23 protein-coding genes are annotated in these 24,539 nt (G+C 41.1%); 10 read left to right on the top strand and 13 right to left on the bottom strand.

Annotated features, from left to right (window positions below):
* Positions 1-48 precede the first annotated feature (48 nt).
* Complete coding sequence (ggt, locus tag NOS7107_RS09955; RefSeq protein WP_015112843.1) at positions 49-1,845, bottom strand: gamma-glutamyltransferase; 1,797 nt, start codon at positions 1,843-1,845, stop codon at positions 49-51.
* A gap of 155 nt (positions 1,846-2,000) precedes the next feature.
* Between ggt and NOS7107_RS09950 the strand changes: the two genes are divergently transcribed.
* Positions 2,001-2,237: a hypothetical protein gene (locus NOS7107_RS09950; RefSeq protein WP_015112842.1), complete on the top strand. Its 237-nt coding sequence runs from the start codon at positions 2,001-2,003 to the stop codon at positions 2,235-2,237.
* 191 nt (positions 2,238-2,428) lie between these two features.
* On the opposite strand, the gene NOS7107_RS09945 is transcribed toward NOS7107_RS09950, so the two are convergent.
* From NOS7107_RS09945 to NOS7107_RS09930, 4 genes are read right to left on the bottom strand one after another with little or no spacing between them, the layout of a single operon-like run.
* Positions 2,429-3,169, bottom strand: coding sequence for a phytochelatin synthase family protein (locus NOS7107_RS09945; protein WP_015112841.1), 741 nt, complete (start codon positions 3,167-3,169; stop codon positions 2,429-2,431).
* 11 nt (positions 3,170-3,180) lie between these two features.
* The gene (locus tag NOS7107_RS09940) at positions 3,181-4,110 is read right to left on the bottom strand and encodes a glycine betaine ABC transporter substrate-binding protein (protein ID WP_015112840.1); all 930 of its coding nucleotides are present in this window, start codon (positions 4,108-4,110) and stop codon (positions 3,181-3,183) included.
* Positions 4,111-4,136: 26 nt separating this feature from the next.
* A complete protein-coding gene (locus NOS7107_RS09935) occupies positions 4,137-4,769 on the bottom strand; it encodes an ABC transporter permease (protein WP_015112839.1) in 633 nt (210 codons plus the stop codon).
* The gene (locus NOS7107_RS09930) at positions 4,766-5,524 is read right to left on the bottom strand and encodes an ATP-binding cassette domain-containing protein (protein ID WP_015112838.1); all 759 of its coding nucleotides are present in this window, start codon (positions 5,522-5,524) and stop codon (positions 4,766-4,768) included. Before NOS7107_RS09930 ends, NOS7107_RS09935 begins: the two co-directional genes overlap by 4 nt.
* A gap of 217 nt (positions 5,525-5,741) precedes the next feature.
* On the opposite strand from NOS7107_RS09930, the gene NOS7107_RS09925 reads away from it, so the two are divergent.
* The 3 genes from NOS7107_RS09925 to NOS7107_RS09915 all read left to right on the top strand — a co-directional run bounded on the left by NOS7107_RS09925 (position 5,742) and on the right by NOS7107_RS09915 (position 8,824).
* On the top strand, positions 5,742-6,584 hold the full coding sequence (locus NOS7107_RS09925) for a DUF2382 domain-containing protein (protein WP_015112837.1): 843 nt from the start codon (positions 5,742-5,744) through the stop codon (positions 6,582-6,584).
* Positions 6,585-6,917: 333 nt separating this feature from the next.
* On the top strand, positions 6,918-7,817 hold the full coding sequence (locus NOS7107_RS09920; protein WP_015112836.1) for a DUF2382 domain-containing protein: 900 nt from the start codon (positions 6,918-6,920) through the stop codon (positions 7,815-7,817).
* A gap of 125 nt (positions 7,818-7,942) precedes the next feature.
* On the top strand, positions 7,943-8,824 hold the full coding sequence (locus NOS7107_RS09915; protein ID WP_015112835.1) for a DUF2382 domain-containing protein: 882 nt from the start codon (positions 7,943-7,945) through the stop codon (positions 8,822-8,824).
* Positions 8,825-9,270: 446 nt separating this feature from the next.
* Here NOS7107_RS09915 and NOS7107_RS09910 read toward each other — a convergent pair whose 3' ends face one another.
* Positions 9,271-9,606 carry a XisI protein gene (locus NOS7107_RS09910; protein ID WP_015112834.1) on the bottom strand — a complete coding sequence of 112 codons (336 nt, stop codon included), beginning with the start codon at positions 9,604-9,606 and terminating at the stop codon, positions 9,271-9,273.
* A gap of 99 nt (positions 9,607-9,705) precedes the next feature.
* On the opposite strand from NOS7107_RS09910, the gene NOS7107_RS27755 reads away from it, so the two are divergent.
* Positions 9,706-10,499 (top strand): IS5 family transposase gene (locus NOS7107_RS27755; RefSeq protein ID WP_085999800.1). Its coding sequence is split into 2 segments (ribosomal slippage): positions 9,706-10,045 and positions 10,045-10,499, totalling 795 coding nucleotides; the frame shifts between segments, so codons are not numbered across the junction.
* Positions 10,500-10,772: 273 nt separating this feature from the next.
* On the opposite strand, the gene NOS7107_RS09895 is transcribed toward NOS7107_RS27755, so the two are convergent.
* On the bottom strand, positions 10,773-11,648 hold the full coding sequence (locus NOS7107_RS09895; RefSeq protein WP_015112833.1) for a lipopolysaccharide assembly protein LapB: 876 nt from the start codon (positions 11,646-11,648) through the stop codon (positions 10,773-10,775).
* A gap of 550 nt (positions 11,649-12,198) precedes the next feature.
* Between NOS7107_RS09895 and NOS7107_RS09890 the strand changes: the two genes are divergently transcribed.
* A complete protein-coding gene (locus NOS7107_RS09890; protein ID WP_015112832.1) occupies positions 12,199-13,215 on the top strand; it encodes a hypothetical protein in 1,017 nt (338 codons plus the stop codon).
* A 92-nt stretch (positions 13,216-13,307) separates the two neighbouring features.
* On the opposite strand, the gene NOS7107_RS09885 is transcribed toward NOS7107_RS09890, so the two are convergent.
* On the bottom strand, positions 13,308-14,477 hold the full coding sequence (locus NOS7107_RS09885) for a homocysteine biosynthesis protein (protein ID WP_015112831.1): 1,170 nt from the start codon (positions 14,475-14,477) through the stop codon (positions 13,308-13,310).
* A gap of 162 nt (positions 14,478-14,639) precedes the next feature.
* On the bottom strand, positions 14,640-15,344 hold the full coding sequence (locus NOS7107_RS09880; protein ID WP_015112830.1) for a Uma2 family endonuclease: 705 nt from the start codon (positions 15,342-15,344) through the stop codon (positions 14,640-14,642).
* Between the two features lie 245 nt (positions 15,345-15,589).
* Between NOS7107_RS09880 and NOS7107_RS09875 the strand changes: the two genes are divergently transcribed.
* On the top strand, positions 15,590-16,459 hold the full coding sequence (locus NOS7107_RS09875; RefSeq protein WP_015112829.1) for a DUF5895 domain-containing protein: 870 nt from the start codon (positions 15,590-15,592) through the stop codon (positions 16,457-16,459).
* A 39-nt stretch (positions 16,460-16,498) separates the two neighbouring features.
* Here NOS7107_RS09875 and NOS7107_RS09870 read toward each other — a convergent pair whose 3' ends face one another.
* Together NOS7107_RS09870 and NOS7107_RS09865 are read right to left on the bottom strand one after the other, a co-directional pair.
* Positions 16,499-17,743 (bottom strand): murein transglycosylase A, encoded by a 1,245-nt coding sequence (locus NOS7107_RS09870; protein WP_015112828.1) that lies wholly within the window; start codon positions 17,741-17,743, stop codon positions 16,499-16,501.
* Between the two features lie 3 nt (positions 17,744-17,746).
* The gene (locus NOS7107_RS09865; RefSeq protein WP_015112827.1) at positions 17,747-18,001 is read right to left on the bottom strand and encodes a hypothetical protein; all 255 of its coding nucleotides are present in this window, start codon (positions 17,999-18,001) and stop codon (positions 17,747-17,749) included.
* 338 nt (positions 18,002-18,339) lie between these two features.
* Between NOS7107_RS09865 and NOS7107_RS09860 the strand changes: the two genes are divergently transcribed.
* Positions 18,340-18,783 (top strand): hypothetical protein, encoded by a 444-nt coding sequence (locus tag NOS7107_RS09860; RefSeq protein ID WP_253274540.1) that lies wholly within the window; start codon positions 18,340-18,342, stop codon positions 18,781-18,783.
* A 60-nt stretch (positions 18,784-18,843) separates the two neighbouring features.
* On the opposite strand, the gene NOS7107_RS09855 is transcribed toward NOS7107_RS09860, so the two are convergent.
* Complete coding sequence (locus NOS7107_RS09855) at positions 18,844-20,241, bottom strand: Rieske 2Fe-2S domain-containing protein (protein ID WP_015112825.1); 1,398 nt, start codon at positions 20,239-20,241, stop codon at positions 18,844-18,846.
* Between the two features lie 186 nt (positions 20,242-20,427).
* On the opposite strand from NOS7107_RS09855, the gene NOS7107_RS09850 reads away from it, so the two are divergent.
* On the top strand, positions 20,428-20,751 hold the full coding sequence (locus tag NOS7107_RS09850; RefSeq protein ID WP_015112824.1) for a helix-turn-helix transcriptional regulator: 324 nt from the start codon (positions 20,428-20,430) through the stop codon (positions 20,749-20,751).
* A gap of 141 nt (positions 20,752-20,892) precedes the next feature.
* Positions 20,893-21,639 (top strand): creatininase family protein, encoded by a 747-nt coding sequence (locus NOS7107_RS09845; RefSeq protein WP_015112823.1) that lies wholly within the window; start codon positions 20,893-20,895, stop codon positions 21,637-21,639.
* Between the two features lie 74 nt (positions 21,640-21,713).
* On the opposite strand, the gene NOS7107_RS09840 is transcribed toward NOS7107_RS09845, so the two are convergent.
* Entirely contained in the window at positions 21,714-24,452 is a 2,739-nt protein-coding gene (locus tag NOS7107_RS09840; protein ID WP_253274539.1) for a CHAT domain-containing protein, read from the bottom strand.
* Between the last annotated feature and the right edge of the window lie 87 nt (positions 24,453-24,539).

Here is a 24,539-nt window from a genome sequence, read left to right as displayed (position 1 = left end):
TTAAACATCCGTAATAACGGCAGTGTTGCATCAATAAGTGACAACTGTTTACCAGCCTCTAGGCGAACCTTCACCGCGAGGATCGGCTGCTGCTTCTAAGCTGCCATCTGCTTTGACGGCGATCGCGTTAACATTACCCCAAGGATCATTTTCTTTGATGTTGTGTCCACGGCGACGTAAGTCTTGCAGAGTTAAAGCATCCAAACCCCAAGGTTCGACACGCAACTCATCAGGAAGCCACTGATCATGTATGCGTGGTACGGAGACAGCTGCACCAACATCCATTTTGTATTCCAGCACATTGAGAATCACTTGCAAAACCTGAGTGATAATTGTGCTACCACCAGGGGCCCCCACTGCCATGCGGAGGTGATTATTTTCTGTAATGATTGTCGGAGTCATGCTCGACAGGGGAGTTTTGCGGGGTGCGATCGCATTCGCTTCATTGCCAACTAAGCCAAAGGCGTTAGGTACTCCTGGCGCGGCAGCAAAATCATCCATCTCATTGTTGAGTAAAATTCCTGTTCCTGGTGTCACCACACCAGCACCAAAACCAAGATTAATTGTAAAAGTTAGGCTGACAGCGTTGCGTTGTTCATCCACAACGCAAAGATGACTAGTTTCAGCAGATTCATAGCGAGTGGCTTGCAATTGTAATAATTTGTTGGGTAGAGGGATGATTTGATTACTAACTTGGCCAAAGCGTTTCAGCGTTTCTGGTGCTACTGGCTTGATTTGGGATGCAGGTTTCGCCATATCCAAGTTAATTTCTTGACGGCGCTGTTTGGCGTAAGCTGGGTTAATCAGGGCTTGTACAGGCACTTTGACAAAATCAGGATCACCTAAATATTGTGAGCGATCGGCGTAGGCAATTTTCATCGCTTCTGCCATTAAATGTAAACTATTAGGATGGTGCCATCCCCAAGCTGGCAAATCACTGTCACCGATAATGTTTAAAATCTGCAATAGATGAACGCCGCCTGATGATGGTGGAGGCATTGAACAAACTTTAGCTTGGCGAAAACTACCGCAAAGAGGATTTCGCCAGATAGGTTTATATGCCTTGAAGTCGTCTAAAGTAATTAAACCACCATTTTTTGCCATATCTGATGCGATCGCACGGGCAATTTTGCCAGTATAAAAACTTTGGGGATTCTCGGCAATACTTTCTAAAGTATGTGCTAAATCCCGTTGCACTAATCTTTCTCCAGGCTGATAAAATTCGCCATTGCGGGTAAAAATAGCACTAGCGGCGGAATTTTGGAGAATTACTGGCTTACGATTTTCGTAAACTTGAAGTGAACGCCAACTTAACTCATTACTCAGGATAAAGCCATTTTTCGCCAGTGCGATCGCTGGTTTAACAACTTCCTTCCACGGCAATTTACCATAACGGCGATGCACCTCATACATCCCCGCAACCGTTCCAGGTGTCGCCACCGCCAAATAACCATTCACACTTGCATTCGGACGCACCTTTCCATCTGCATCCAAATACATATTCCTTGTAGCTTTAATAGGTGCGCGTTCCCGAAAATCCAAAGCTTTCATCTCGCCAGTTTTCTCCGAATGCAGTAGCAAAAAACCCCCGCCACCAATTCCCGCTGAAAAAGGCTCAACTACAGATATCGCAAAAGTTGTCGCCACTGCTGCATCAACAGCATTACCACCCTGGCGTAACATCAAAAGTCCCGCCTCACTAGCCAAGGGATGTGCAGATACTACCATTCCCTTTTTGCTGCGTAGGGGTAAGGTGGTAGTTGCTGATGCAACTTGGCTATAACAGAGAACAGTAAGGGAAAAGACGGTAAATACAACCTGTTTGGCTTTAGCAAAGATTTGCATTTTGACACCGTTGTATATTGATATGTCTTAGCCTATCGCTTGATCTCGCAGTTAATTATTTAATTTTCATAGATCAATACTTTCTAAATTCATGTCAATAGCATCATCTCGTTACAATAAAGAAAAGAGTGCTTAAGGGAGCAGGAGATAATCTTATGGAATCAAAACCACGCATCTTCAAACAAACCGCTAAAGAAACAATTCTACTGTTTGCAGGGGGGGCTGGTGCTGGACTAATCATCTTTGCCCTGTTCGGCGGCCTATGGCACATCACTCACGTTTGGTGGGTGATAGCAGCAACTACAATATTCTGCGGTTTATTAGCTGTAGTGTTCCGCCAAAAATTCCAGCAGATGTTAAATGCTTTGATGGACAATGCTCCGTGGATTTAGGAATAGAATGTTAAATATTTCTTTTCTAATCATAAATGGCTATTTATTGACTGAAAAATTATTGGTGTCTAGCTAGTAAATTGGGTTTAAGAAGGAAACCCAACAAAGACATATTTACTATACTATATTGATAGCAATTAAATGTACAATTAAGTACGTATAGAGTCAATAATAAATAAAAATTGATAGTTTTAATTAACTTTACTAACTATAACAAAGCCGCGTGTTTTACCTGAAGTTGTATCTGTAGTATTCATAGCCTTCCATAAATCTGCGGCTTTCACCCACACTGGCGGATATTTATAACGAGAAACATCCATAATCAAAAATCTATCTGTCTGCTCATTGTAAGCAGCGATGGGTGAAATATGTCCACCTTTTTCTTGACCGATTTCTTTACGTAAATAGTTTACGATTACAAAGTTTTTAGGTTGCTTTAAATTTTCAGATACTATTTTACGAAACTGTTCTAAATTAGTATCGGCAGCATGATAAACCTTAACTTGGACATCATAACTGGCAATTAATCCTCCTAATTGCTCTAAAGTTATTCCTTGGCGTGAAACAACTTCAGGTGTAATAACTTTTTTAGTTTTTTCATTGCTAAAAAAGTTTTCTTGGGTGAATACTCTATAGGGAGAATATTGTGGTGTTTCTGGTGCGAGGATTCCTAAACCATTCAACACCATCACACTACTAGCAACGCCACAGAATGCTTGATTATTTTGAGTGATAAACTGCATACTTAAAGGAAAAAAATCTTCTCTAGCTCGACTTTGAATTAATAGCTTTTCTCCCTCCTTAGAATTAAAAGTAATCAAGTTAGATGAGACAGGTAGTGTTTGAGAAATAACAGTTCCGCTTGAAACACAAAACCAGATAATTGCAGCTTTAACACTTGTTTTGAGAGTTTTATGTAACTTAATATTCATAACTTACCCATTTAAAAACTTTGCGCCTCTGCGCCTCTGCGTGAGACTAAACTTTTAGATTTACGAAACTCACGCACAACTTCTTTAATATCTCGTAATTCGCCTTCAACTAAATAATTTAACTGCCGCATTTCATCTGCGGAAATTTTACCAGAAAGTTGAGCGATCGCACTTCTTAATTCTGGATATTTATCTAACACTGCTTGTCGTACAATTGGCGTAGCTTCGTAAGGTGGAAAATATTGTTTATCATCCTTTAACACAGCCAAGCCCAAACGCGCAATTTGCCCATCAGTCGAATTTCCCGCCACCATATCTACTTGCTTCTGCACCAAAGCCCGATATATTAAACCCAAGTCCATAATTTGCGGTGATTTGGAAAAACGCAAACTGTATGTTTTAGCTAACCCCGGAAAACCATCTTCTCGTTCTAAAAATTCGTAGCCAAAACCGCCGCGCCATTGGGGTGTATATTGTGCAGCCTGAGATAAAGTTTGCAGATTATATTTTCTCGCATCTTCGCCACGAATTACAATGGCAAAAGTATTTTCAAAACCCAAACTAGGCATTACTTCCAGCTTAAACTGTTGGGAATAAGCTTGTTTTAATTTCTCATAAACTACTTTCGGATCATTAATAGCTTTTTGTTTGATAATTCCCGTAAAAGCTGTACCTGTGTACTCAATATAAGCATCAATTTTGCCAGCCAGAATAGCATTATGGCAGACAAAAGAACCACCCAAACGAGGACGACGGGCAACTTTAAGTTTGGTTGTTTCTTCAATTTGTTGGGCTAATAATTCACCTAAAATATCTTGTTCTGTAAAATCTTTAGAAGCAACAACAATATCGCCCGTGGTATTATTCGAGTTGGGGTTACAAGCTGCGATCGCTACGACTAAAGTAAAAGTTAAAATGAAAAACATCAGAAATCTTTTCATTACTTTGCGCTGATAAATATCCTCTTTTAAGCTTTAATTTTTAATCTTTTTTCAAATAATCCAATTAGCAAATCTGCAATTAAGGCAATAACAGCTGCTGGCACTGCCCCAGCTAAAATTAAATCATTATTTACTACGGCAATTCCGCGAAAAATAAACACGCCTAAACCGCCAGCACCAATAGCAGCCGCAATCGTGGCAATCCCAATACCTATCACTGTGGCAACTCTTACCCCAGCTAAAATAACACCCATTGCCAAGGGAATTTCTACCTGTAACAACAATTGTTGATCAGTCATCCCCATACCTCTTCCAGCTTCAATAATAGCGGGATCTACACTAGTGATGCCTGTATATGTGTTACGGATTATCGGTAGAAAAGAGTATACAGTCAAAGCCACAATTGCCGGAACAACACCAATACCACCAATTATAGGTACAGGAATTAGTAATCCAAATAGGGCTAAACTCGGAATAGTTTGTAACACATTAGCAAGTCCGAGAATGGGTTGACGCAGGCGAGGTTGACGCGTAATTAAAATGCCTAAAGGAATGCCGATAAATGTTGCAATTCCAATAGCAATGCCTACCAAAAATAAATGTTCTAGCGTGTGCTGAATAATTTCTGGGGCGTACTTAATCAGGAAAAAGTCTTTCATAAATTGTCTTGCAGAGAACGCAGACATTCAAGAAACGCTAGGCTTTCTGGATGTTGCGATCGCAGAAATTCCTCCTTTGTACCCAATACTACCAGTTCACCGTCATACATCAAACCGATTCTCGATGCTAAAACAAAAGCTTCTTGAATATCGTGCGTCACAAAAACCACTGTCTTACCGAGTTCTTGCTGTAACCGCCGAAACTCCTGTTGCAATTCTAGGCGGGTGATAGGATCAAGTGCGCCAAAAGGTTCATCCATCAACAAAACCGGCGGATCTGCGGCTAACGCCCTCGCTACACCTACCCTTTGCCTTTGACCGCCTGAAAGTTCGTGGGGATAACGCCCTGCAAACTGCACAGGATCTAAACCCACCAATTGTAACAATTCATAAACTCGTGTTTTAATTTGTTTTGGTTTCCAAGCTTCTAAACTCGGAACTAAACCAACATTGCGTTCTATAGTGAAATGCGGAAATAAACCAGTTTCTTGAATTACATAACCAATTTTCCGCCGCAGTTTAATTTCATCCCATTGATTTGTCGGGATGCTATCAAAAATTACCTCGCCTTTTGTCGGTGTAAAAAGACGATTAATTAACTTCATTGTCGTGGTTTTGCCACTACCACTACGTCCAAGTAAGATTAAAGCTTCTCCTTGATCAATAGAAAAATTAAGATTAGATACTAAATTGCGACGGTTACGGCTAAAGCTGACATCGCGGAATTCAACAGCAATTGGGCGATTTTGCGACATAGTTAACTGTTGTCAAAGGCTGACTTTACGTTATTATTGCTGATTTTGCTCATAAGTCAAATTTGATTCAGCTATAGAGACTATGTATGTGTTGTTGCGTTAGCCGATGATACAGTCATGAAATCTATTCCTGGAAGTCAGCCATCAGCTAGAGGATTTAAAACACAATAATTTTTAGTCTAGAGTTAAAAATACATTCCTCAAGAATTTCTCAACTATGCCACTTTATAAACTCGAAGAATTTGACCCCCAATACCGCGAAACATTTGCTGGTGATGATGTTAAAGATTTAGATCTCTATACTGAAGGAGGAATTAAAGTTGGTTCAGTGAGTGATGTTTTAGTTGACCAAAATGGGCGTTTTCGCTATCTAGTTATTGACACAGGCTTTGACACATTTGGTAAAAGAATTTTACTACCGATTGGTCTTTCACGTATTAACTATCCAGAAAAACGGGTGTATGTTGATGGACTTAGTAAACAGCAAGTAGAAATGTTACCTGAATACCACGAAAGCTATACAGTTGACGAAGACTACGAAGAAAGAGTACGCAATGTATTTCGTCCAGCCAATACCAATTTAACTTACGATCGCAATACATACAATTATCAAACAGAACCGAATTTATATGATTTGAATGAGCAAAATCATCAAACTCTCAGACTTTACGAAGAACGGCTAATAGCTAATAAGCATCGCGTTAAAACTGGGGAAGTAACAGTTGGTAAACATATTGAAACAGAAACTGCGCGAGTTACAGTCCCCATTCAAAAAGAGCGTGTGATAATCGAGCGAGTTTCCCCAGCAGGAACAGAAACATTTGTCGAGCCTGACGAACTTCATTTTCAAGAGGGTGAAGTAGCACGCATAGAAGTATACGAAGAAACACCAGAAATTCGTAAAGAAGCGTTTGTCCGGGAAGAAGTACGAGTTAAAAAATTAGTAGAGCGAGATACAGTCGAAGCAGAAGAAACAATTCGACGAGAAGAGTTAGATATTAATACTACAGGCGAATTGCATGTAGATGATGCTGCTAGAAATAGCCAAGGGACTCTTTAATTGCGCTAAAACAGATCTAAATAAAAAGTAGTTATGTCTCATTAGTCGTTTGTATTCCTAAAAATCAGCAGCAAATGGCTAATGATAGACAATATATGTTGTAGCTAAATTTTCTTGAAATCGACATCACATTAAATTTAACTACAGATTAAATATAGTGGCATGATATTTTTAATCATGTCATTTTTTAAACTAAATTTGCTGAGTCATGAAAATCTATCACTTTTGATAATTTTGGCTTGAAGCAATTCATTCGAGAGAAAGATGTATTTTAGGGAATAAATTTTTACATTAATAGTCGAAAGTCTTATAAGAGTTCAGAGGTAAAATATAATGGCTCTTTACAAATTAAATGAATTTGATCCTAACTATAGTGACTCTTTTCCAGAGAAGGATATTAAAGGGTTAGGCGTATATACAGAAGGAACTGATGAAAAAATCGGTACAGTCAATGATGTTTTAGTAGATGACGAAGGACATTTTCGTTATTTAGTTGTTGACTTAGGTTTCTGGATTTTTGGTAAAAAAGTATTATTGCCAGTAGGTCGAAGCCGTATTGATTATGGCCGCGATCGCGTCTATGCTGTTGGCATGACAAGAGACCAAGCAGAAGACTTACCAGAATTTGATGAACGCCAAGTTGATTACGATTATGAAGAACGCGTACGAGGCGTTTATCGCAATCCAAAATATAGCACCACGGCTGTAGACACAGCCACACCTGTAGATACAACTGCAACATTAGATACAGATTATACAGCAGCTACACCTGTTACCACACCAAATTTCACCCATGACACCTATAATTACGACCAAGAGCCTAATTTATTTGGGTTAAATGATCGAGATCATCAAACCTTGAGGCTATATGAAGAGCGCCTAGTTGCAAATAAGAAACGTCAAAAAACTGGCGAAGTAGCTGTTGGTAAGCGCATAGAAACTGAAACTGCAAGAGTAGCAGTTCCCGTAGAAAGTGAACATGTTGTAATCGAACGCATTACCCCCGATGATGCTGGTAGAACTATTTCTCCTGGCGAAGCTGACTTCCGTGAAGGGGAAGTTGCGCGTGTAGAAATTTACGAAGAAACTGCTGACATTCGCAAAGAAGCATTTGTCCGAGAAGAAGTTAGAGTCAGAAAAGTGGTAGAACAAGATACCGTTGAGGCTCAAGAAACAATACGCCGGGAAGAGTTAGACGTGAATGCTCCCGGACTCCCCATTGAAGAACGCTAATTCACAATAATGATTAGTTAATTAATTATTGACTAATCATTAATTAGACATAGTACAGGTCAAGTGAGTTAATCTGCTTTACCTGTACTTGGAATTATCAAATTAGGGTGATAAATAGCCAACTAATGATCAATAATATTGAACATATTAACCAAAAACCTAGTATTAATAACTTATTAGCAACCTTAAAAATCAAGGTCGCAGGTTTTGATGTTATAGATAATCAAGGTCAACTGGTTGGCAAAGTCAAAGATTTAATCTTAGATAATCAGCGGCAACTAAATTTAGTTATCTCCCAACAGGTAAATATTATCCAAAAAAGCGAACAACCAGTAATTAAAGAAAAGTTGGCTGTAGTGTGGAGTCAAAAAATTCAAAAAATCGACACTATTAGTAAATCTATTTTTTTAAACATAGATACAGCAGCAATTGAATATATGCCTGAAGATTTAAAACATCAAATCATTGGATATCAGGTATTATCTGATAATACTAACGAGAAATTAGTCCAGGCTAAAATAGAAAATAGTAGTATGGAAACAGCTAATTTAGAAGAATTTTCGGAAGAAACAATTGTACGTTTACTAGAAGAAAAGTTAGTAGTTGATAGTGGTATACATAAAATTGGCGAAGTAATTGTTCGTAAAGAAATTGAAACCCGGATGATACAAGTTCCTGTCCGACGTGAAAAGTTAATTGTGGAACAAGTTAGTCCACAACACAAGCAGCTTGCAGAAATTGATTTAGGTTTAGAAGAAATTTCTGAGATTGCTTTAACTGACGCTGGAAGTACAGCAGGTAGTAGCTTCGCCAGTGATTTAGCAGTGAGTGGAGAATTTAGCTCACCTAAGATCGCCAGCTTACTATTAAATGCGATCGCTCTCGAAAAAAATCATGGCTGTCAGCGAGTGCGAGTATCTATTTTATGTGAAGATGAATCACTCAAACACAAATATCAAGAATGGTTTGACCGCTGTTCTCAAGGTCAACAAGATAAATTTGTGTGATAAGTTTCTAGCAGATGATTAATAGTAGGGTGAAAATTTATCACCCTACTTTTTTATGTCTTTTATTCTCATTAATAAAGCCCCCAATAATTTCCTTGAGGAGCTTGCTGAGTGTAAAACAGTAAATGACTAAAATTTATCCTTGTTAGTCAGGACTTACGCACGAGTTACGGAATAACGTAGACGCGATCGCTGCTTGCCGCAGGCTACCACAGAGACCCAGAGAAGCCAGTGTGATGGGCGGCTTTGCCGACTTGTACCCCTACGGGGAAGCAAGCTACGCGTAGCGTCTCCGAGGAGGAGAAGAAACTGGCGTGACACGGAGGAATGAGAGTTTGAGAGGTTTTTTGCGTAATTCCTATTAGTTTGTCTCCACATCTTCCTAAGTTTCAGGTGCGGAATGTGGGATTTATGCAAGAAAATCTCATCTAAAATCCAAAATGGTATTAGCTAACTGCAAACTCTGTAAATTGTCGTTTAAAAGGAGAATGAAAGGCTAAGACAATATCTTGTTTTGGTACACCCCGGCTAGTAAGTTCATCAGCAATACCGCCTTCAGTACCATCGTGCTGAATCCAGATTTTTTCGTTTTGAATATCTAAGTGTAAAACACAACCATATACACGCCGTTTGTTTGACCAGCCGACATGAACTAATTGATAGCGATCATGCTCTTGATCAAAAATAACTTCAGCCTCGACTTCTTCGTTACTACTTTTAATTTCGCTGTAAGCCTGTAAAAGTTCTCGAATAAGTTGCCGATATTGTTCTACTTTTGCCATTTGATAAGAGGCTATTTATAAAGTAAATCTAAAAGCGAAAAGAAAAGAGTTATGACAACGATAAGATACATTAAACGTAGTGTATTTACATAGTTAGGTATGGCGCGAAAGTCTTACCCCACAGACTTAACAGATATGGAGTGGGAAATCCTAGCCCCCTTGATTCCACCAGCGAAAGAAGGAGGACACCCGCGCACAACTGATATGCGGGAGGTATGCAACGCTATCTACTATCACCTGAAGACAGGATGCCAATGGAATATGCTTCCGGGAGACTTCCCGCCCAGCTCAACTGTATACAACTACTACCGCAAATGGCAGCGCAAAGGGGTATGGGAAAAATTAAACCATTCATTACGCGGTCAGGTTCGCTTAAAATTAGGTAAATCAACACAACCCAGCGCCCTCGCCGCAGACAGTCAGTCAGTTAAAACTGACCAAAAAAGGGGGATGTGTACGGTTTTGATGGCGGTAAAAAGGTAAAAGGGCGAAAGCGACAGACTTTGGTTGATAGCCTGGGATTATTGTTGAAAGTGGTTGTAAGTGAAGCAAATGCCCCAGAGCGAGTGCTTGCTGCCTATGCTTTGATGGAATTGTTAGAGGAGCGTCCTGAATTACTTGAGAAAGTTGAAGTTTTATGGGTTGATTCCGGTTATGACGGTGATAAGTTTGCTCTTTGTGTTTGGTTGATGATCCAAGCTCATGTTGAAGTCATACGGCGTACCGAGTCAGAATTTCAGGTTTTACCGAAACGTTGGGTAGTCGAAAGAACATTTGGGTGGTTTAACCAATATCATCGTCTCAGCAAAGATTATGAGCGCCTACCCGAAATGAGTGAAGCTGCTATATATGCTGTTATGACTCGGATTATGTTGCGTCGTCTTGTCGTCTAAAGATTTACTTTATAAATAGTCTCTAATCGCCTCCTCATCTGGAGAAAAAATAATCAGTCGCACTTGATAGCGTTGAATTAACAAGCGCGGTAATTCTAACGTAAAAATGTCATACCAAGTTCTGTGATTTCATCCCCAAGAATTTCTCCTGGGTGAATTGGTGGAGGTGCCATTTATCACTCCAGATAGGTATTTTTGCATTTATTAGGGGTTCCTGCCACAGAAACCCCCAAAACATTTATTTTTTAGAGTTATCTTAAACCACCCAATTTCTTATGGTTTGGGAGTATTTCCTGGGGCAGGTGCGGAAGTTGCAGCAGGCGAAGGAGTGGCGGAAGCAGTGGCGGCTTTGTTAATTTCGTCTCGATATTGAGCAGGCGCTAAATTTACTGCACTATTAAACAAAGGTTTTGCCTCAGTTGTTTTCCCTTGTTCCTTTAATAACATTGCTTTCGCTAAGACTGGGCGAAAATCCTTGGGATCTTTCTTAATTGCTTGGTCATAGACATTAGCAGCTTGGGGATAGCGTTTTTGAGCAGCATAGACATTGCCTAACAGCACCTGTACAGCGATCGCATTCACGCTTCCCGGCTGAATGTTATTGGCTTGAGTAGCATTATTTAAAGTTTCTTGTAATAGACCGATCGCAGCTTCTGGGCGTTGTTGGTCTAGTAGCAGCGCTACCATACCCTGTAAAGCCTTCAAATCACCGGGTTTAGTATCAAGAATTGTGCGATATGCTTGGGCGGCTCCTTCCTTATCGCCAATTTGTTGCTTGGCTTGAGCTAAGAGGACTCCATATTCCGACCTTTCGGGGTTGAGTTTAGCTAATTTTTCTAAAGGGGCAATTACTCCTTGAACATCACCTTGATTCAGGCTTAAAAGTTGTAGCCGCGCTTGTAATAAACCTTTAAGGGCAGTTTGATTTTCAGGTTCCCGTTGTAAAACTAGTTCATAACCCCGTACTTCGTCTTGCAATTTTGATTTTTGGTCAGAGGAGGCCAAGTTACCTTTGGGAGCAGTATTCTGGCTTGTCGGTGTCGGGCTATTGAAAGCGCTAATGATAGGAATTATAGATACACCTACAAACATGAGAACTGCTAATGCCAAGATGACTCGCACTATCCAACGATTACGCGTTTGAGACACAGTTGTGTAATTCTCCAGAACTCTAATGACATTATGAATGAAGAAAGGCAGAGGGCAGGAGGCAGGAGGCAGGAGGAGAAAATTTATTTATGAACAAAGTCAACAAATGTAATTTGAACCGTGTCGCGCCACAAATGAAGAGTCTCTTTTGTTGTTAAATCTCCATTTATTTATAGAGATTCCCTTCTGCCTCCTGCCTTCGTCCTTCTGCCTCCTTAACAAATCGGAAATGAAAAATTTCCAAAACTTTGCGGAATACCGCCAATTGCCTGTGAATTTTATAACAAATAACTATTTCCGCTGCTAAAGTAAGTGATGACTTTAGGGGGAGCCGTCAGAGTTATACCTATGATATGCTTCCGAAACTGGTGTCTAGACGCTAGATTAAACATTTAGAGTATAAATGTAAATTTAGCGTTTTTAAATTGTATTGGGCGTTGTCGTGTGCCTTGATGGAAATAAATATACTTTCATCAGCCGCACAAACGCTCTTTCCAGCTGCTTTAGTAAAATCCCACAATGGGATGTGTCTCCGCCGCAAGGAGTTTTTATGAATTCCGACCTGATGCCTTCGCCTGAATCTTCTAATTTGTCTGAGTCCAATCAACCTGAAACCGATATAGATATAGCCGCTGATGTACCAACAGTAGCAGCTCCAATTTCGGAATCGGAAAATTCGTCTATTGACCCTGATGAGACCGCCAACGATGCTAACTTAGCCAATCGACAGCAACCGATTCCCCCACCCAGCGAACCAATGCAGTACAGAGCGATTGGCTTAGTCCGGGGTCGCTACATTGCAAGCAGTGAACAGTTTACTCAAGGTACGCTCCTGACTGCGGATGGTGTGGAAATCCAGGCCGTTCTCCTCGGTCGCATTATGAGCTTAGTGAAGAATCATCTTGATTTAGAAAAAAATCATCTGTGGGTAGTTTATCCACGGACTAAGCAAGAAAATGATGCCTTACATTTGCAAATTGTGGGCGTTTGGGAACCAGAAAATCTGGCAAAACAGCAAGCACAAGATTTGCCAGATGATGAATTACCACAAGCCGATGATGCTGTAACTGATAAAAGTGACATCAAACCTTCATCAGATATTCCCGATGGTGGTTTTTCTGTGCGTGGCGAGGTAGTTTACCAGTCTTTTGATGACAAGAACTTGGTTGTCAAAATTAAGCAGGCTGCTCGTAAACACGATGAAAAACCTAAATACTTTAAGCTAAAACTCAAAGGTGTCCTCACCACCAAAGCGGTAGGTAAGTTCTGGGACTTCCAAGTGAAACGAGATGGTGATTTATTAGCCATAGAAACGGCTGAAGCGATCGCAGATCTACCCAAAAAACGCCGCCCACCCCAAAGAGGTGGCCCTGGTGGTTTCCGTGGTGGTGGTGGCGGTGGTGGTCGCCGACCATTCCCCCCCAGACGCACTGGCGGAGACAGCCCCAGCCCACGCCCAATCAAGAAAATAGGCGGCGGTGAAGCCTCGGCTGTGTCCAAACCTCTGCCAAAAACTACTACTCCTGCTCCTAAACCGATTAAGAAACAAAAGCCCCCGCAAGAGTAAGGAAAAAGTTAAAAGTAAAAAGTTAAAAGTAAAAAGGTAAAAGGTAAGAATTAGCTCTTGCTTTTGCCTTTTTATTTTTGCATTTTGCCTTCTTAAAAATCTGTCCAACGGTCTTGGGGTAAGAACGATCGCTCCATTGGAATTGGGGCGACTGGTTCTGTTAGGGTAAAAGTGCCGGCAGTAATCCATTGTTTTAACTCTAGGGCAACTTGCCGAGATAAAGACATACTGGCTAAAGGTGCCGTTCGCACTGGTTTATTTTCGATGGTGAGTCGCCCAGATTTGAGTTGGGCGTAACTCACTAACCCAAAGGTAGGACGCACGCGCCGGGGAATGGAAAAATCGACGATGGGCGCGACTAAATCTTTGTCTTGCACTGCACAGTGTTCGACTACAGTTTCATTTAATACGGGGAATGGTATCCCCACACCCAACATTAACGAAGGGCCATAACTTTTAAAATAACAACCACGCACCCAACGGGCTTGCATTTGTTTCGCATCCCCCATTAAGGCTAAGGTGGCAGCAGGGCCTATAGGTGTGCGATTAGCTAACCGCTTTTGTAAGGGGAAGTGTTGCGTACCTTCCCAAGCTATATAGCCGATACCGCCGCCTAAAAAAATCCGCGTCCCAATGCCAATTAGTTGCAAATCGGGGTCGTTGAATAAAGGAGAAATTGCCCCAGGGTTAGAGTAGACAGCGTTACCGAGATAAGGTTGTAAAGGGCCGAGATAAGTAAAAAGTGGGCGATCGCCACCATTCACACCCACGATAAAATTTTGATACAGGTTACGGGGATTGAATAAATAAAATTGATTGATGGTGTCACGGGTAATAGTTGTTTCAAAAGTTGCACGTGGGTAACAATCGGTGACTTGCCCTTGCGCCCTCACTTGTACTTGTTTACCGGCAATCAAATCTTCAATGACGTGACCACCACCACGTTCGCGGACTTCTTCGCCGTCCATTGTATCTACTGCACAACTAGCACCCAAGTATAAATCGACAGCCCCAAACCCTGTATATGCTGGTACACCATCGATCCAACAACGGCGCATTTTGATGGGGGGATCGGTGTGTCCGAGATTAATAATCGCACCGCTAGACTCCATTGGTTCAAATGTGCCAGTGGTAATTACATCCACTTCTTTAGCAACTTTGCTCACGCCGACTTCTGCGACTCGTGCTTTGACTTCTTCTACTGTGAAAACGACTGCACGCTGGCGGCTGATTTTCTCGTTAATTTCGGCGATCGTTCGCATAATATATCAAAATGAGGGGTGTAAGGGTATAAGAGTGTAGGAGTGTAGGGGTGTAGGTGTTCAAAACCCTGACACCCAGGCTCAACAATTAACATTTATGCGTAAGTCCTCATGGATTCGCAAACTTTCCCCTATCACCTGTAACCTATCACCTATTGCCTATTAATCAATTGTTTCTGGGTCGATATTTAATTCCCGCAGTTTAGCTGCTAACTTTTCGGCTCGTGCTTGCGCTAGTTCTTTTTGCTGACGTTCAAATTCTGCTGCTTCTTCTGGCGTAGGAACTAATTGGTTTTCTGGGGTAAAAAATCGCAATAATCCTTCATGAATCCCCAAGTATAAACCTAACTGCTGACTCCACAAATATCCTTGAGCATTGGGTTCTAGAACTTGGTATTGACCATCAACTAAATGAAACCCGGCAAATTCTTGAGTTTCTGGGTCGAACCAAAAATAATCGGGTGTGCGGAAGGTATTTTGGTATAGTTTTTTCTTTAAATCTTTATCTGTTTTCGCCGTTGATTCCGAAAGAATTTCTAAAATTACGTTAGGGTATTTCCCTTCCTCTTCCCAAACGACCCAACTTTTGCGAGTTCGACGTTCTGTATCCAGCACGACAAAGAAATCTGGCCCCCGGAAGTGTTCATCTTTGCGTTTATTCCAACTGTAGTAAATAGTTAGATTTCCAGCAGCGTAGAAATCGTTCCTGTCTCGCCACAACCACTTTAGACATTTGAGTAAGAGCATAATCTGCTCTAGATGTAGTTCTGTTTCCAAGGGAGGTTCATCGCTGTATAAATCACCTGGAGGAAAGATAACATCTTCTGGGGTTGCTTGAGGAGCATCTAGTTCTTTGGCGAAGGACATGAGGAGATGACTGCATCTGGTAGTGATGGGTTTATTTTAACTCTCTGACTTGATACAGGGTGTAGGGGTGTAGGGGGAAAAGATTTTTTATATTTGGTTGCGAGATAATCTCTAGTCCCTCCTGTTAAAATCTACTTCAGAATGCGCTTAATGTACCATTTGAATGGTACAAATGGAAGATACGATTCCCACATCAGCGCATCACGGTAAACTTGAATAGCAAAACACACCTACAGCCTAAAACGATGAAAGCATCTGCTAAGTTCGACTTTGAGGACGAGAAATTTAATGCACCGCCTTCTCAAGTCATTCCTTGGTGTCAGATGATTAATCCTCGGTATGGCACAGATGGGATGCAAACCTATGGTCTCGCCGTCAAGTTAGATAATGCTAATGCTGTGGGCTTTCAGCCGGATGAAAATTGGCAGCAAGTAGAGCATGAATTTAGCTCTGGTGTCGAAACAGTTTTTATGACTACTACTCCGCGCCTGGTGATAGTGCGTCGAGGGCCTTTGTCAGTCAAAGACCGCGAAACAGGGCTGAAATTAGGTACGTTAAAAGAAAATTATGATGCCTTTTTGGCTGATAAACTCAAATTTAAAACTTTTACGCGATATTTAATTTTTTTAGTTAGTGAAGATAAGAAATTTTTACATGACTTGCCACTACAATTAACCCTCAATGGTGCAGCCGGAGCAAGTTTCAGCAAAACCTATTGTGAGTTTCAACAAGGCAAAGTTGTGAGTGGTTTTGTTGCAGAGTTAGAAAGAACCTATGCTGTATATCGTAAACAACCTGTAACACCAAAAGGGCCATTGTTCCACGCGCATGGAATTTTTTGTCCGATTATTGAGTGTGAAGAAAGAGGAATTGAACCTAACACGGTGTTAGTTGCTTCTACTGTAGATTACAAACATCCAACAGTTGGGACATTAACACAATATCTGATTGCTTCTGATGCGCCTGAGTCAGCAATTATCTGCAAATATTTTGAAGAATATAAGGAATTTGGTAAGGAACCTGTCAGAACAGAAACTAGTAAACCCGTGATGGCTGGTGTTTCTAGTTCCTATGTTTATGCTGATGAAGATGATTTTGGCTATCCACCTTACTAAAGTACGAAGTCTGAAATTTCAGACTTCGTACTTTATGCGCTATTTTTTCAGCAGTAAATAATATAGTGAACCATTGCCACCTGTAATGCCAGCGCGATCGCCTGCCAGTTTACCAGTTCCCATAAAATAATCTACCCTGCCTGGCCCTTTAATGGCACTGCCTGTATCTTGATCTAAGACAAAACGGCTCACCTTCCGAGGTTGTAATTTGCCACCAGCAGCCGGATAGGGGAATGAACCATTAATGATTGCTAGTGCGCCGGGAGGCATGAGAGATTTATCGGTAGCAATCGAACGTTCGGCTGTGACTGGGACATTAATACTACCAGTAGCTTTTCTCCCAGGAGCTTCTTTAAAGAAAACGAACCGTTCCCAGCGGGGCAAATAATTATTTAACTCTAAGGGATTTTGGCGGAAAAAGCTGATCAGCCGAGGCATTGTCAAGCCGTCTAATGGCAGTTTGCCATCTTTGGCGAGTTCTTTACCAATACTAGTCCAAGGGTAATCAGTTCCCCCGGCGTAACCTACAGAAGTATTTTTGCCATTAGTTAACCTGATTTGAGCAGAACCTTGGATATGTACCATATATGCGTCTAGGCGATCGCGGAACCAAATTAATTCCAAACCGCGCAACTGGCTTTTATTACCCTGTAAACCGTCTTTTCCTTCCAAATCAATCCGTTTTGGGTGGGGTTTAGCCCATTGCTCAAAATTCGGCGGGAGTTGATAAAGGGGATACTTATATATAGAAGTTTTAACGCGACTGGCCTGATAAATAGGCTCATAGTAAGCAGTAAATTTAACAGTACCCTTGCCATCATTGCCGACGGACTTGTAAAACACAAACTCCCGCTGAATCGCAGCTTGGAGTTGGCTGGCAGATTTAGCAGTTACTACTAATTGCCGAAAACGCAATAAACTGCGTCGCACGCGATCGCGGGTAATTCCTGGCACCGGATAATTGTTATAGGCGGCGATCGCTTTATCTTTTGCCAAATAATCTAAACTATTATCAATGGCAACTAAAAGAGCTTTGCGATCGCCTGGTTTACCTTTACGACCAAAAATTTGCTCATCCCATCCCAAGCAAGTAGATACAGGAGTACAAGTATTACTGATTGCTACTGGTTCGAGTGGTAGTTGTAACTCAGGCTGAGTGCTTGGCTGTGTAGGTAACGGTACAGGTAACGGTATTGTCGTCGGAACTTGAGCAACAGCTGGCCAAATTGTGTTTACAAGGGCAATTCCCAGACTCAAAGAAGCCAAAGCAAGGGTTTTTCTCATGATTTAGTCGAATCTTTCAACACTAGAACTAAACAGTGGTTCTACCCGGATTGCTACAATCCGAGATGGACGGACAACCATATACTCTCCTTGAATATTCTTGATCGGTACACTAATAAAATCATTCGAGGCAGACTTGGGTACTAGTTCGCCACTATACCATTTTTGGAATTCTTGAATAGTGGGAAACCGTACTTCCTCACGATGGCCAGTTTCCAGGAAGAGGTGTACAGCGTATTCATTCGGTGTTCTAGCCATAAAGTTGAATCATGAAAAATATGTTCAACCCATGTTAACCATGTCATTCCAGAATGGGAAGGGTAAGCATACGGGAGCAAGAACAGCTATCCGGAGAGTTTTGCATTAATCAACCATGAGATATTACTCCAAAGTCTTGACTTTTATTGTCCCTCTAGACGATCAATGCTTGAACCTGTTCCTGAAAATCTCTGTGCAGGCTGGGAATACGAAGGAGTAAAATCCAAAACCATGCAGAGACATTATATGTAACGTCTCTACACTATTTCATAAATATGCAAACTGCTGTATCTTTATAACAAGATATATTCCTATGCAAACTCAAATATATAAACCTGATGATGAATTCTAAATTTAACCCTCACAGATTATTGAAAATCCTGCTCATTGCCAGCATTATTTCTACATTTATTCACTACACTGATAATTATTTATTCATCGAGCAATATCCCCAACCAGCTTGGATTACTGCCCCAGCCGTTTATCAAACATGGCTGATTCTCACAGCCATAGGAATTACTGGATATTGGTTGTATAAATATCAAAAGTATTGGCTGGCTTATGCTTTTCTGTTCATCTATTCCTTAACAGGTATAACCAGTCCAGGACATTATCTTTATGGAAAATTCTCCCAATTCTCAGCCAAAATGCACTTGTTAATCTGGACTGATGGCTTAACAGGTTTGGCGATATTGGGATTTATTTTTTGGTCAGCAATCATTCTCAAAAATTGGTGGCGAAAAACTAGCCCAACTGAATCAGAATTTACACACAAAAGTTAGACAGTCAATATTATCAAAACCTTGTTGGGTTTCGCTGTTGCTCCACCTAACCTTGCTTTGCTACATATTTCTCGGCGGAATTTCTCGCCCTTGATAAAACTGTTGTTCTAACTTGCCTAACCCAAACCAAATTCCGCCACCGAGTAATACAGCTAAGTTGGCAATAATCACCGTGATGTGAGAACTATCACCGGGAAATAATACTGATAAAGATAATAAACTCCAAATTAATGCTGTTGCTACCACCACTCCTAAACGCAACCTCTGGAGGTTTTTTAGGGCAGTTCGACAACTACTGCAATGTTTCGTGTGGGAATGGTATCTATCTAATAAAGCTTCTTTGGGGAGTGGTGGCGGTAAAGTCTCACCTGGAAATGATTCTGCACAATATTGCTTCACCCAAGAACGTAACTGAAATACAAAAATATCAGCTTTAGTTGGTAAATAAAATGCTTTAGTAAAGTTATCAGTGCCACCTTTTTGTTCTAGGTAACGTTCTTGGTGATGTAAGAAAATCTGGTCATCTTCTAGTACACCGTTTTGTCCTAAATGGGAGTACCAGCGAGGAGTGAGTTTGAGAAATAACCCTGGTAAGTTTGATGAGAATTTGAAAGGAAAACGGGCAAATAAGCGACATTCTCCTTTGCGGATGGGGGTTGCATAAACGACTGTTAATGTTCTGCCAAACTGCTTAGATGTGAGATCATGCCACATCAACCCCGGTGCAATAAAGGTAGTATCTTGTTTGCCTAAAGTGCCTTTGCGGGGGCCTTCTTGCCAAAGGCCTTTAAATCCCCATTTACCTAACTCGACAATTTCTAATTCTACAGGTGCAACATTGGCGCGGTTGCCGACAGTGCGGTGATGGGTGTAAGGAATGTGGCTGGAGTCGAGAACGTTTTCCATTAAGGTCAACGCATCATAAGGTAAGTCTCGAAAGGTATTCAGGCAAACCCAGCCTTCAGTATTTTCTTCTAAAACGTCAACGATAGGAACTAGTGTTTTGGCGGCATTCTCGGCTTTACCAGGATAAACAAACAATAAGCCTTGCCTGACTGTGGTTGGTAATGAATTTACACAAGCGCGGGGAGATGTTTCGGCTTTTCCGCCTGGTGCTTGTTGAGGAATGCTTTCGCATTTGCCTGTTCCCGAAAATGCCCAGCCATGATAGGGACATTCTAGCCAACCATCTTTGTTAACTCTGCCTTCGGAAAGTGGCGCTAAACGGTGGGGACATTGGTCTTCAAAGGCTCGCCAAGTCTGTTCATTTTTGTCCCACCACAAAACTAAGTCTCGCTCTAGTAAGGTGAAGCGCGTTAGCTGGGATTTATTTAAATCTGCGACGTAGTGGACGGGATACCAGACCTCTAACCAGTCAAAGCGCTCTGGGTCTAGTCCACCAGCAGGTAAATTTTCTGTGGTTGTTGGAGATAATGGCTGTAAGAGGCTGTTGGACATGATGAGATGCGTCAAGGAATAATTGTCTATCCACAAAAAATGTAACAATTTTTTAACGAAGATGGCAGACAAGAGTCAGGAAATCAGCCGATAGTCTAAATTAACAAGCAGTTGCACAAAACAATTTCTACTTATCTGCACTCAAAAATAATATTTGTACCCCCTACTCCCACCCATCAACATTTCATGCAAACACCCTCTTCCACTATTCCACATTTAATTGCTGCGGGCTTTCATGCTCTTTCTGATCCTCTGCGGATTAATGTACTAGAACTATTGCGACAGCAAGAACTTTGTGTATGTGATTTATGTGAGGTGTTGGGGGTAAGTCAGTCAAAACTCTCATTTCACCTCAAGACTCTGAAAGAAGCTGGCTTAGTTAACTCTCGTCAAGAAGGACGTTGGATTTATTACAGTTTAAATATTCGGCAATTTAGTGTTTTAGAGCAATATTTAGCAGATTATCGCCAGCATAGTGTAATGCCACCTGTACGTTCTTGCTGCGACTAATATCTGATACCCTAGATGCGATCGCTCAACAATTACTCCGGTGAGAATTGCTGAATTTGGCTAAAGTCGAGTTAGTGGTGAGTTAATCACAAAAGCAAAATTGGCTTTCCACCACAATTTTTATGAGGAAATAGATTAAAAATGTTACTGCATTTGAGTACTTGGCCAGAAGTTGAAGCTTATTTACAGCAATCTCAGGGAATGATTTTTCCCATTGGTTCTACAGAACAACACGGGCCAACGGGGTTAATTGGTACTGATGCAATTTGTGCAGAAGCGATCGCTCGTGGTGTGGGTGAAGCAACTGGGGCGATCGTTGGCCCTACAATCAATGTGGGGATGGCATTACACCACACCGCCTTTCCCGGTACAATTAGTCTCCGTCCTAGCACTTTAATTCAAGTAGTCCGAGATTACGTCACTAGTTTAGTCAAAGTTGGTTTTAAGAAGTTCTACTTTATCAACGGCCACGGCGGTAACATTGCTACCCTTAAAGCAGCTTTTTCAGAAACTTATGCTTACCTAGAAGATTTACAAATTTCCCATGCTCATCAAGTGCAATGTCAATTAGCTAATTGGTTTATGTGCAGATCTGTATATGAGTTAGCTAAAGAATTATATGCTGATCAAGAAGGTTCTCATGCAACTCCCAGTGAAGTAGCTGTCACTCAATTTGTTTATCCCGAAGCAATTAAGCAAGCACCCCTTTCTTCTGAAGTAGCGCGGGGACACAACATTTATAGTGCGACTGACTTTCGCAACCGTTACCCAGATGGACGGATGGGTTCAAATCCCGCTTTAGCCACACCAGAACATGGTAAGCAATTTTATGACTTGGCTGTAAAAGAACTCAGCAATGGATATTTGCAATTTCTCAACGCAGATTAATCTCGTCTTCGGTGAAAGATTTATTATTAATGTGAGTTCGATGAACCTCTCCCCATCTGTCGTACGAGCTACTCTTACTTCCACTCCCCTTGTAAAGTGAAAGCTGCCCAATAATAAGGTGCGGTATATTTTTGAGTGCGCCAAATTTCTATTTGTGCTGCTCGCAATGCAGCGGCAGGTTTTAATTTTGTTTTGAGCATTTTCTCGTAGAATGTTTTCATCAATTCTGATGTTGCTTGGTCATCTACACTCCACAAACTGACTACAACGCGTGGACTCCCAGCATACATAAACCCTCTAGTTAATCCTACTAATCCTTCTCCTTTGACTTCTTCACCTAGTCCGGTTTGACAAGCACTGAGTACGACTAATTCTGCTTGCAGTTTGAGGTTGAAAACATCGTGCAGACGCAAAAAGCCATTTTGAGGTTTTCCCGACTGATCAAATAATGACAATACAATGCCTGATAGTTCTGGATGTTTGCTGTTAATAATGCCATGTGTGGCAAAATGCACAATGCTATATTGGCTCAACTCGTTACTAGTGGCGGTGGTACGACTAGCAGTAAAATCAACTGCTTGTTTGGCTTTGTTAGCGGGAACCAGAGCTAATATTTGTGCTGCTTCTTCGCGTGTAAAACTTAAACGCTCAAAACTGATGTCTGCGTCTCTAGCCGCCCTGGTTAAAGCCAGACTGTTTAAATTATTTTCGGAAGCAACTAGGGTAGACGTTTGGCTTTTACCTTGGAGACGTTCATCATCTCGGCTAAAGATGGGATCTGCCAATACAACCAAGGTTTTAGCAGCAGGTTGACGTTGTTTGTGTTCCCGTCGGAGGATGGCTACTGTAGACGCTGAGGGTAAAGTAATAATTTCGTGGTTCAGCAGTAATGGTTCATAGTTGCTGGTTTCTTTAACATTAGGTGTAGTCAGAGCCGTAAATGGGACATACTGTAAAGCACCATCGCTGACAATTACTAAACGTTTATTTTTCAGTTGCGCGGCTACTGGTGAAAGTATTAACTGAGATAGAGCATTAATAGATGAGCTAGGTTTTAGATATGGGCTGGTTATGGCTTGACGGAAATTTTGTACAGCCGCTTCAATATCTGCGCGTTTAGGAAGTTCATAACTAGTAATGTTTTTATTGCTAACTAGCCAAAGATAACTGCGTTTTTCCCCCAATGAATATTCTAAAAGTAGGGTGTCATCATCTAGTACTTGCTGCTGAATTTCTGTTAGTGAAAGGGGTTGTGGTTGAGTTAATGCAGCATAATTAGGACTAGTGGCGCGAATCTTGGCTTGAATTTGTTGATATTGTTCTAAAAGTGTTTCGCTTTCTGTTTCTAAAGTTTGTACTTGCGCTTCAGTAGGATTATCACTTAATATTTGGATGCGACGTTTTTCTAAATTATCAAGTTGTTTTTGCAAGTTTTGTTGTTGAGAAATTAACTTTGGTTCTACACCTTGGCGAATATCAGCGTTAGCTTCACTCAGGAGTTCTAAAAGACTGCGGGCGCGAGCGCGTTCACTGGTTTGCAGTGCTAAAGCGTCATATCCTCTGGATGGTTGCTGTTTGTGCAACTGCATAAGCAAATCAATGTAGAACTGATAATAGTTTTGGACTGTCGCAAAATAAGAAGTACGCAGTTCTTGAGAATGAATTTTGGTACGCTGGTCTTCAACAATGCTGATGACTGTTTTAATTTGAGTTAGGGCTGCGTTCAGATTTCCCAAATTGCGTTGCACGGTGGCGATGTTATACAAAGCCAGAGCTTCTCCGTCTCTATTTCCTACCTGTTTATATAAAGGCAGAGATTGCTGAAAATAATCTAGGGCTTTTTGCTGTTCTCCTGAGCCTAAATAGATATAGCCAATGTTGCTGAGGTTAGCTGCTATCCCTAATTTATTTTCTACAGCTTGAAATAAAGGTAAGGATTGCTGGAAATAATTTAGGGCTTTTTGTTTGTCTTTTGAATCTAAGTAAACTCTGCCAATATTGTTAATAGTCCGAGCTTCGCCTAATTTGTCTCCCACCTCTCGCCTGAGAACCAGGGATTTTTCAAAATAATTCAGCGCCTTTTCTTGTTCTCCAGTCATTAAGTAAATCGTACCAATGTTGTTGAAGGTACTAGATTCTGATGACTTGTCTTTTGTTTGTTGATATAAAGGCAAGGATTGCTGGAAATACTCTAAGGCTTTTTGTTGTTCTCCTAAATCGGAGTAGACTTTGCCAATGTTGTTAAGAGTGCGAGCTTCACCTGGTTTGTCTGCTACCTGTCGCCTGAGAGCAAGAGATTGTTCAAAATAATCTAGGGCTTTTTGCTGTTCACCTAAATCTAAGTAGACATTACCTATGTTGTTAATAGTTATCGCTTCTCCGGCTTTATCTCCCATTTTTTGTTTGAGTAATAAAGCTTGTTGAAAATACTCTAGTGCTTTTGGTAGTTCGCCGATATTTGAGTAGACATTACCAATGTTGTTGAGGGTGATAGTTTCGCCTTTTTGATCTCCAATTTGTCGCCGGAGGACTAAGGCTTGATTTAAATAATCTAGTGCTTTTGGCTGTTGTCCTAAATCTGAGTAAATTTTGCCAAGGTGAGCAACAGTAAAGGCTTGTGATTGGCGATCGCCTACTTTAAGATACACTGAAAGCGCTTGTTCAAAAAGTTTAATTGCCTGTGTCAAAGATGCTGCTGTGCCTTGCTCATATAGTTGCTTGGCTTTTTTATAAGCTTCATCAGCAGCAGCAGTAGTTGTATCTGCTGGCTTTGTCTGTTTCAACTGGGCAGTATTTCCTCCAGTTATTGCCACACTGGATGGTGAAAATAATATAATGCTGCTGAAAAGAATAATACTGCGACCTACTACAAATAGAAGAAATTGCCATTGTAGTGACTT

Source organism: Nostoc sp. PCC 7107, assembly GCF_000316625.1.
GTDB lineage: Bacteria > Cyanobacteriota > Cyanobacteriia > Cyanobacteriales > Nostocaceae > Nostoc_B.
Note: the sequence above shows the minus strand (reverse complement) of the source record. Positions and strands in the feature narration are given on the sequence as shown.

Bases quoted from the DNA above. Each gene is read 5' to 3' on its own strand.
- ggt (WP_015112843.1), bottom strand. From the start codon at position 1,845: ATGCAAATCTTTGCTAAAGCCAAACAGGTTGTATTTACCGTCTTTTCC.
- NOS7107_RS09950 (WP_015112842.1), top strand. From the start codon at position 2,001: ATGGAATCAAAACCACGCATCTTCAAACAAACCGCTAAAGAAACAATT.
- NOS7107_RS09945 (WP_015112841.1), bottom strand. From the start codon at position 3,169: ATGAATATTAAGTTACATAAAACTCTCAAAACAAGTGTTAAAGCTGCA.
- NOS7107_RS09940 (WP_015112840.1), bottom strand. From the start codon at position 4,110: ATGAAAAGATTTCTGATGTTTTTCATTTTAACTTTTACTTTAGTCGTA.
- NOS7107_RS09935 (WP_015112839.1), bottom strand. From the start codon at position 4,769: ATGAAAGACTTTTTCCTGATTAAGTACGCCCCAGAAATTATTCAGCAC.
- NOS7107_RS09930 (WP_015112838.1), bottom strand. From the start codon at position 5,524: ATGTCGCAAAATCGCCCAATTGCTGTTGAATTCCGCGATGTCAGCTTT.
- NOS7107_RS09925 (WP_015112837.1), top strand. From the start codon at position 5,742: ATGCCACTTTATAAACTCGAAGAATTTGACCCCCAATACCGCGAAACA.
- NOS7107_RS09920 (WP_015112836.1), top strand. From the start codon at position 6,918: ATGGCTCTTTACAAATTAAATGAATTTGATCCTAACTATAGTGACTCT.
- NOS7107_RS09915 (WP_015112835.1), top strand. From the start codon at position 7,943: ATGATCAATAATATTGAACATATTAACCAAAAACCTAGTATTAATAAC.
- NOS7107_RS09910 (WP_015112834.1), bottom strand. From the start codon at position 9,606: ATGGCAAAAGTAGAACAATATCGGCAACTTATTCGAGAACTTTTACAG.
- NOS7107_RS09890 (WP_015112832.1), top strand. From the start codon at position 12,199: ATGAATTCCGACCTGATGCCTTCGCCTGAATCTTCTAATTTGTCTGAG.
- NOS7107_RS09885 (WP_015112831.1), bottom strand. From the start codon at position 14,477: ATGCGAACGATCGCCGAAATTAACGAGAAAATCAGCCGCCAGCGTGCA.
- NOS7107_RS09880 (WP_015112830.1), bottom strand. From the start codon at position 15,344: ATGTCCTTCGCCAAAGAACTAGATGCTCCTCAAGCAACCCCAGAAGAT.
- NOS7107_RS09875 (WP_015112829.1), top strand. From the start codon at position 15,590: ATGAAAGCATCTGCTAAGTTCGACTTTGAGGACGAGAAATTTAATGCA.
- NOS7107_RS09870 (WP_015112828.1), bottom strand. From the start codon at position 17,743: ATGAGAAAAACCCTTGCTTTGGCTTCTTTGAGTCTGGGAATTGCCCTT.
- NOS7107_RS09865 (WP_015112827.1), bottom strand. From the start codon at position 18,001: ATGGCTAGAACACCGAATGAATACGCTGTACACCTCTTCCTGGAAACT.
- NOS7107_RS09860 (WP_253274540.1), top strand. From the start codon at position 18,340: ATGATGAATTCTAAATTTAACCCTCACAGATTATTGAAAATCCTGCTC.
- NOS7107_RS09855 (WP_015112825.1), bottom strand. From the start codon at position 20,241: ATGTCCAACAGCCTCTTACAGCCATTATCTCCAACAACCACAGAAAAT.
- NOS7107_RS09850 (WP_015112824.1), top strand. From the start codon at position 20,428: ATGCAAACACCCTCTTCCACTATTCCACATTTAATTGCTGCGGGCTTT.
- NOS7107_RS09845 (WP_015112823.1), top strand. From the start codon at position 20,893: ATGTTACTGCATTTGAGTACTTGGCCAGAAGTTGAAGCTTATTTACAG.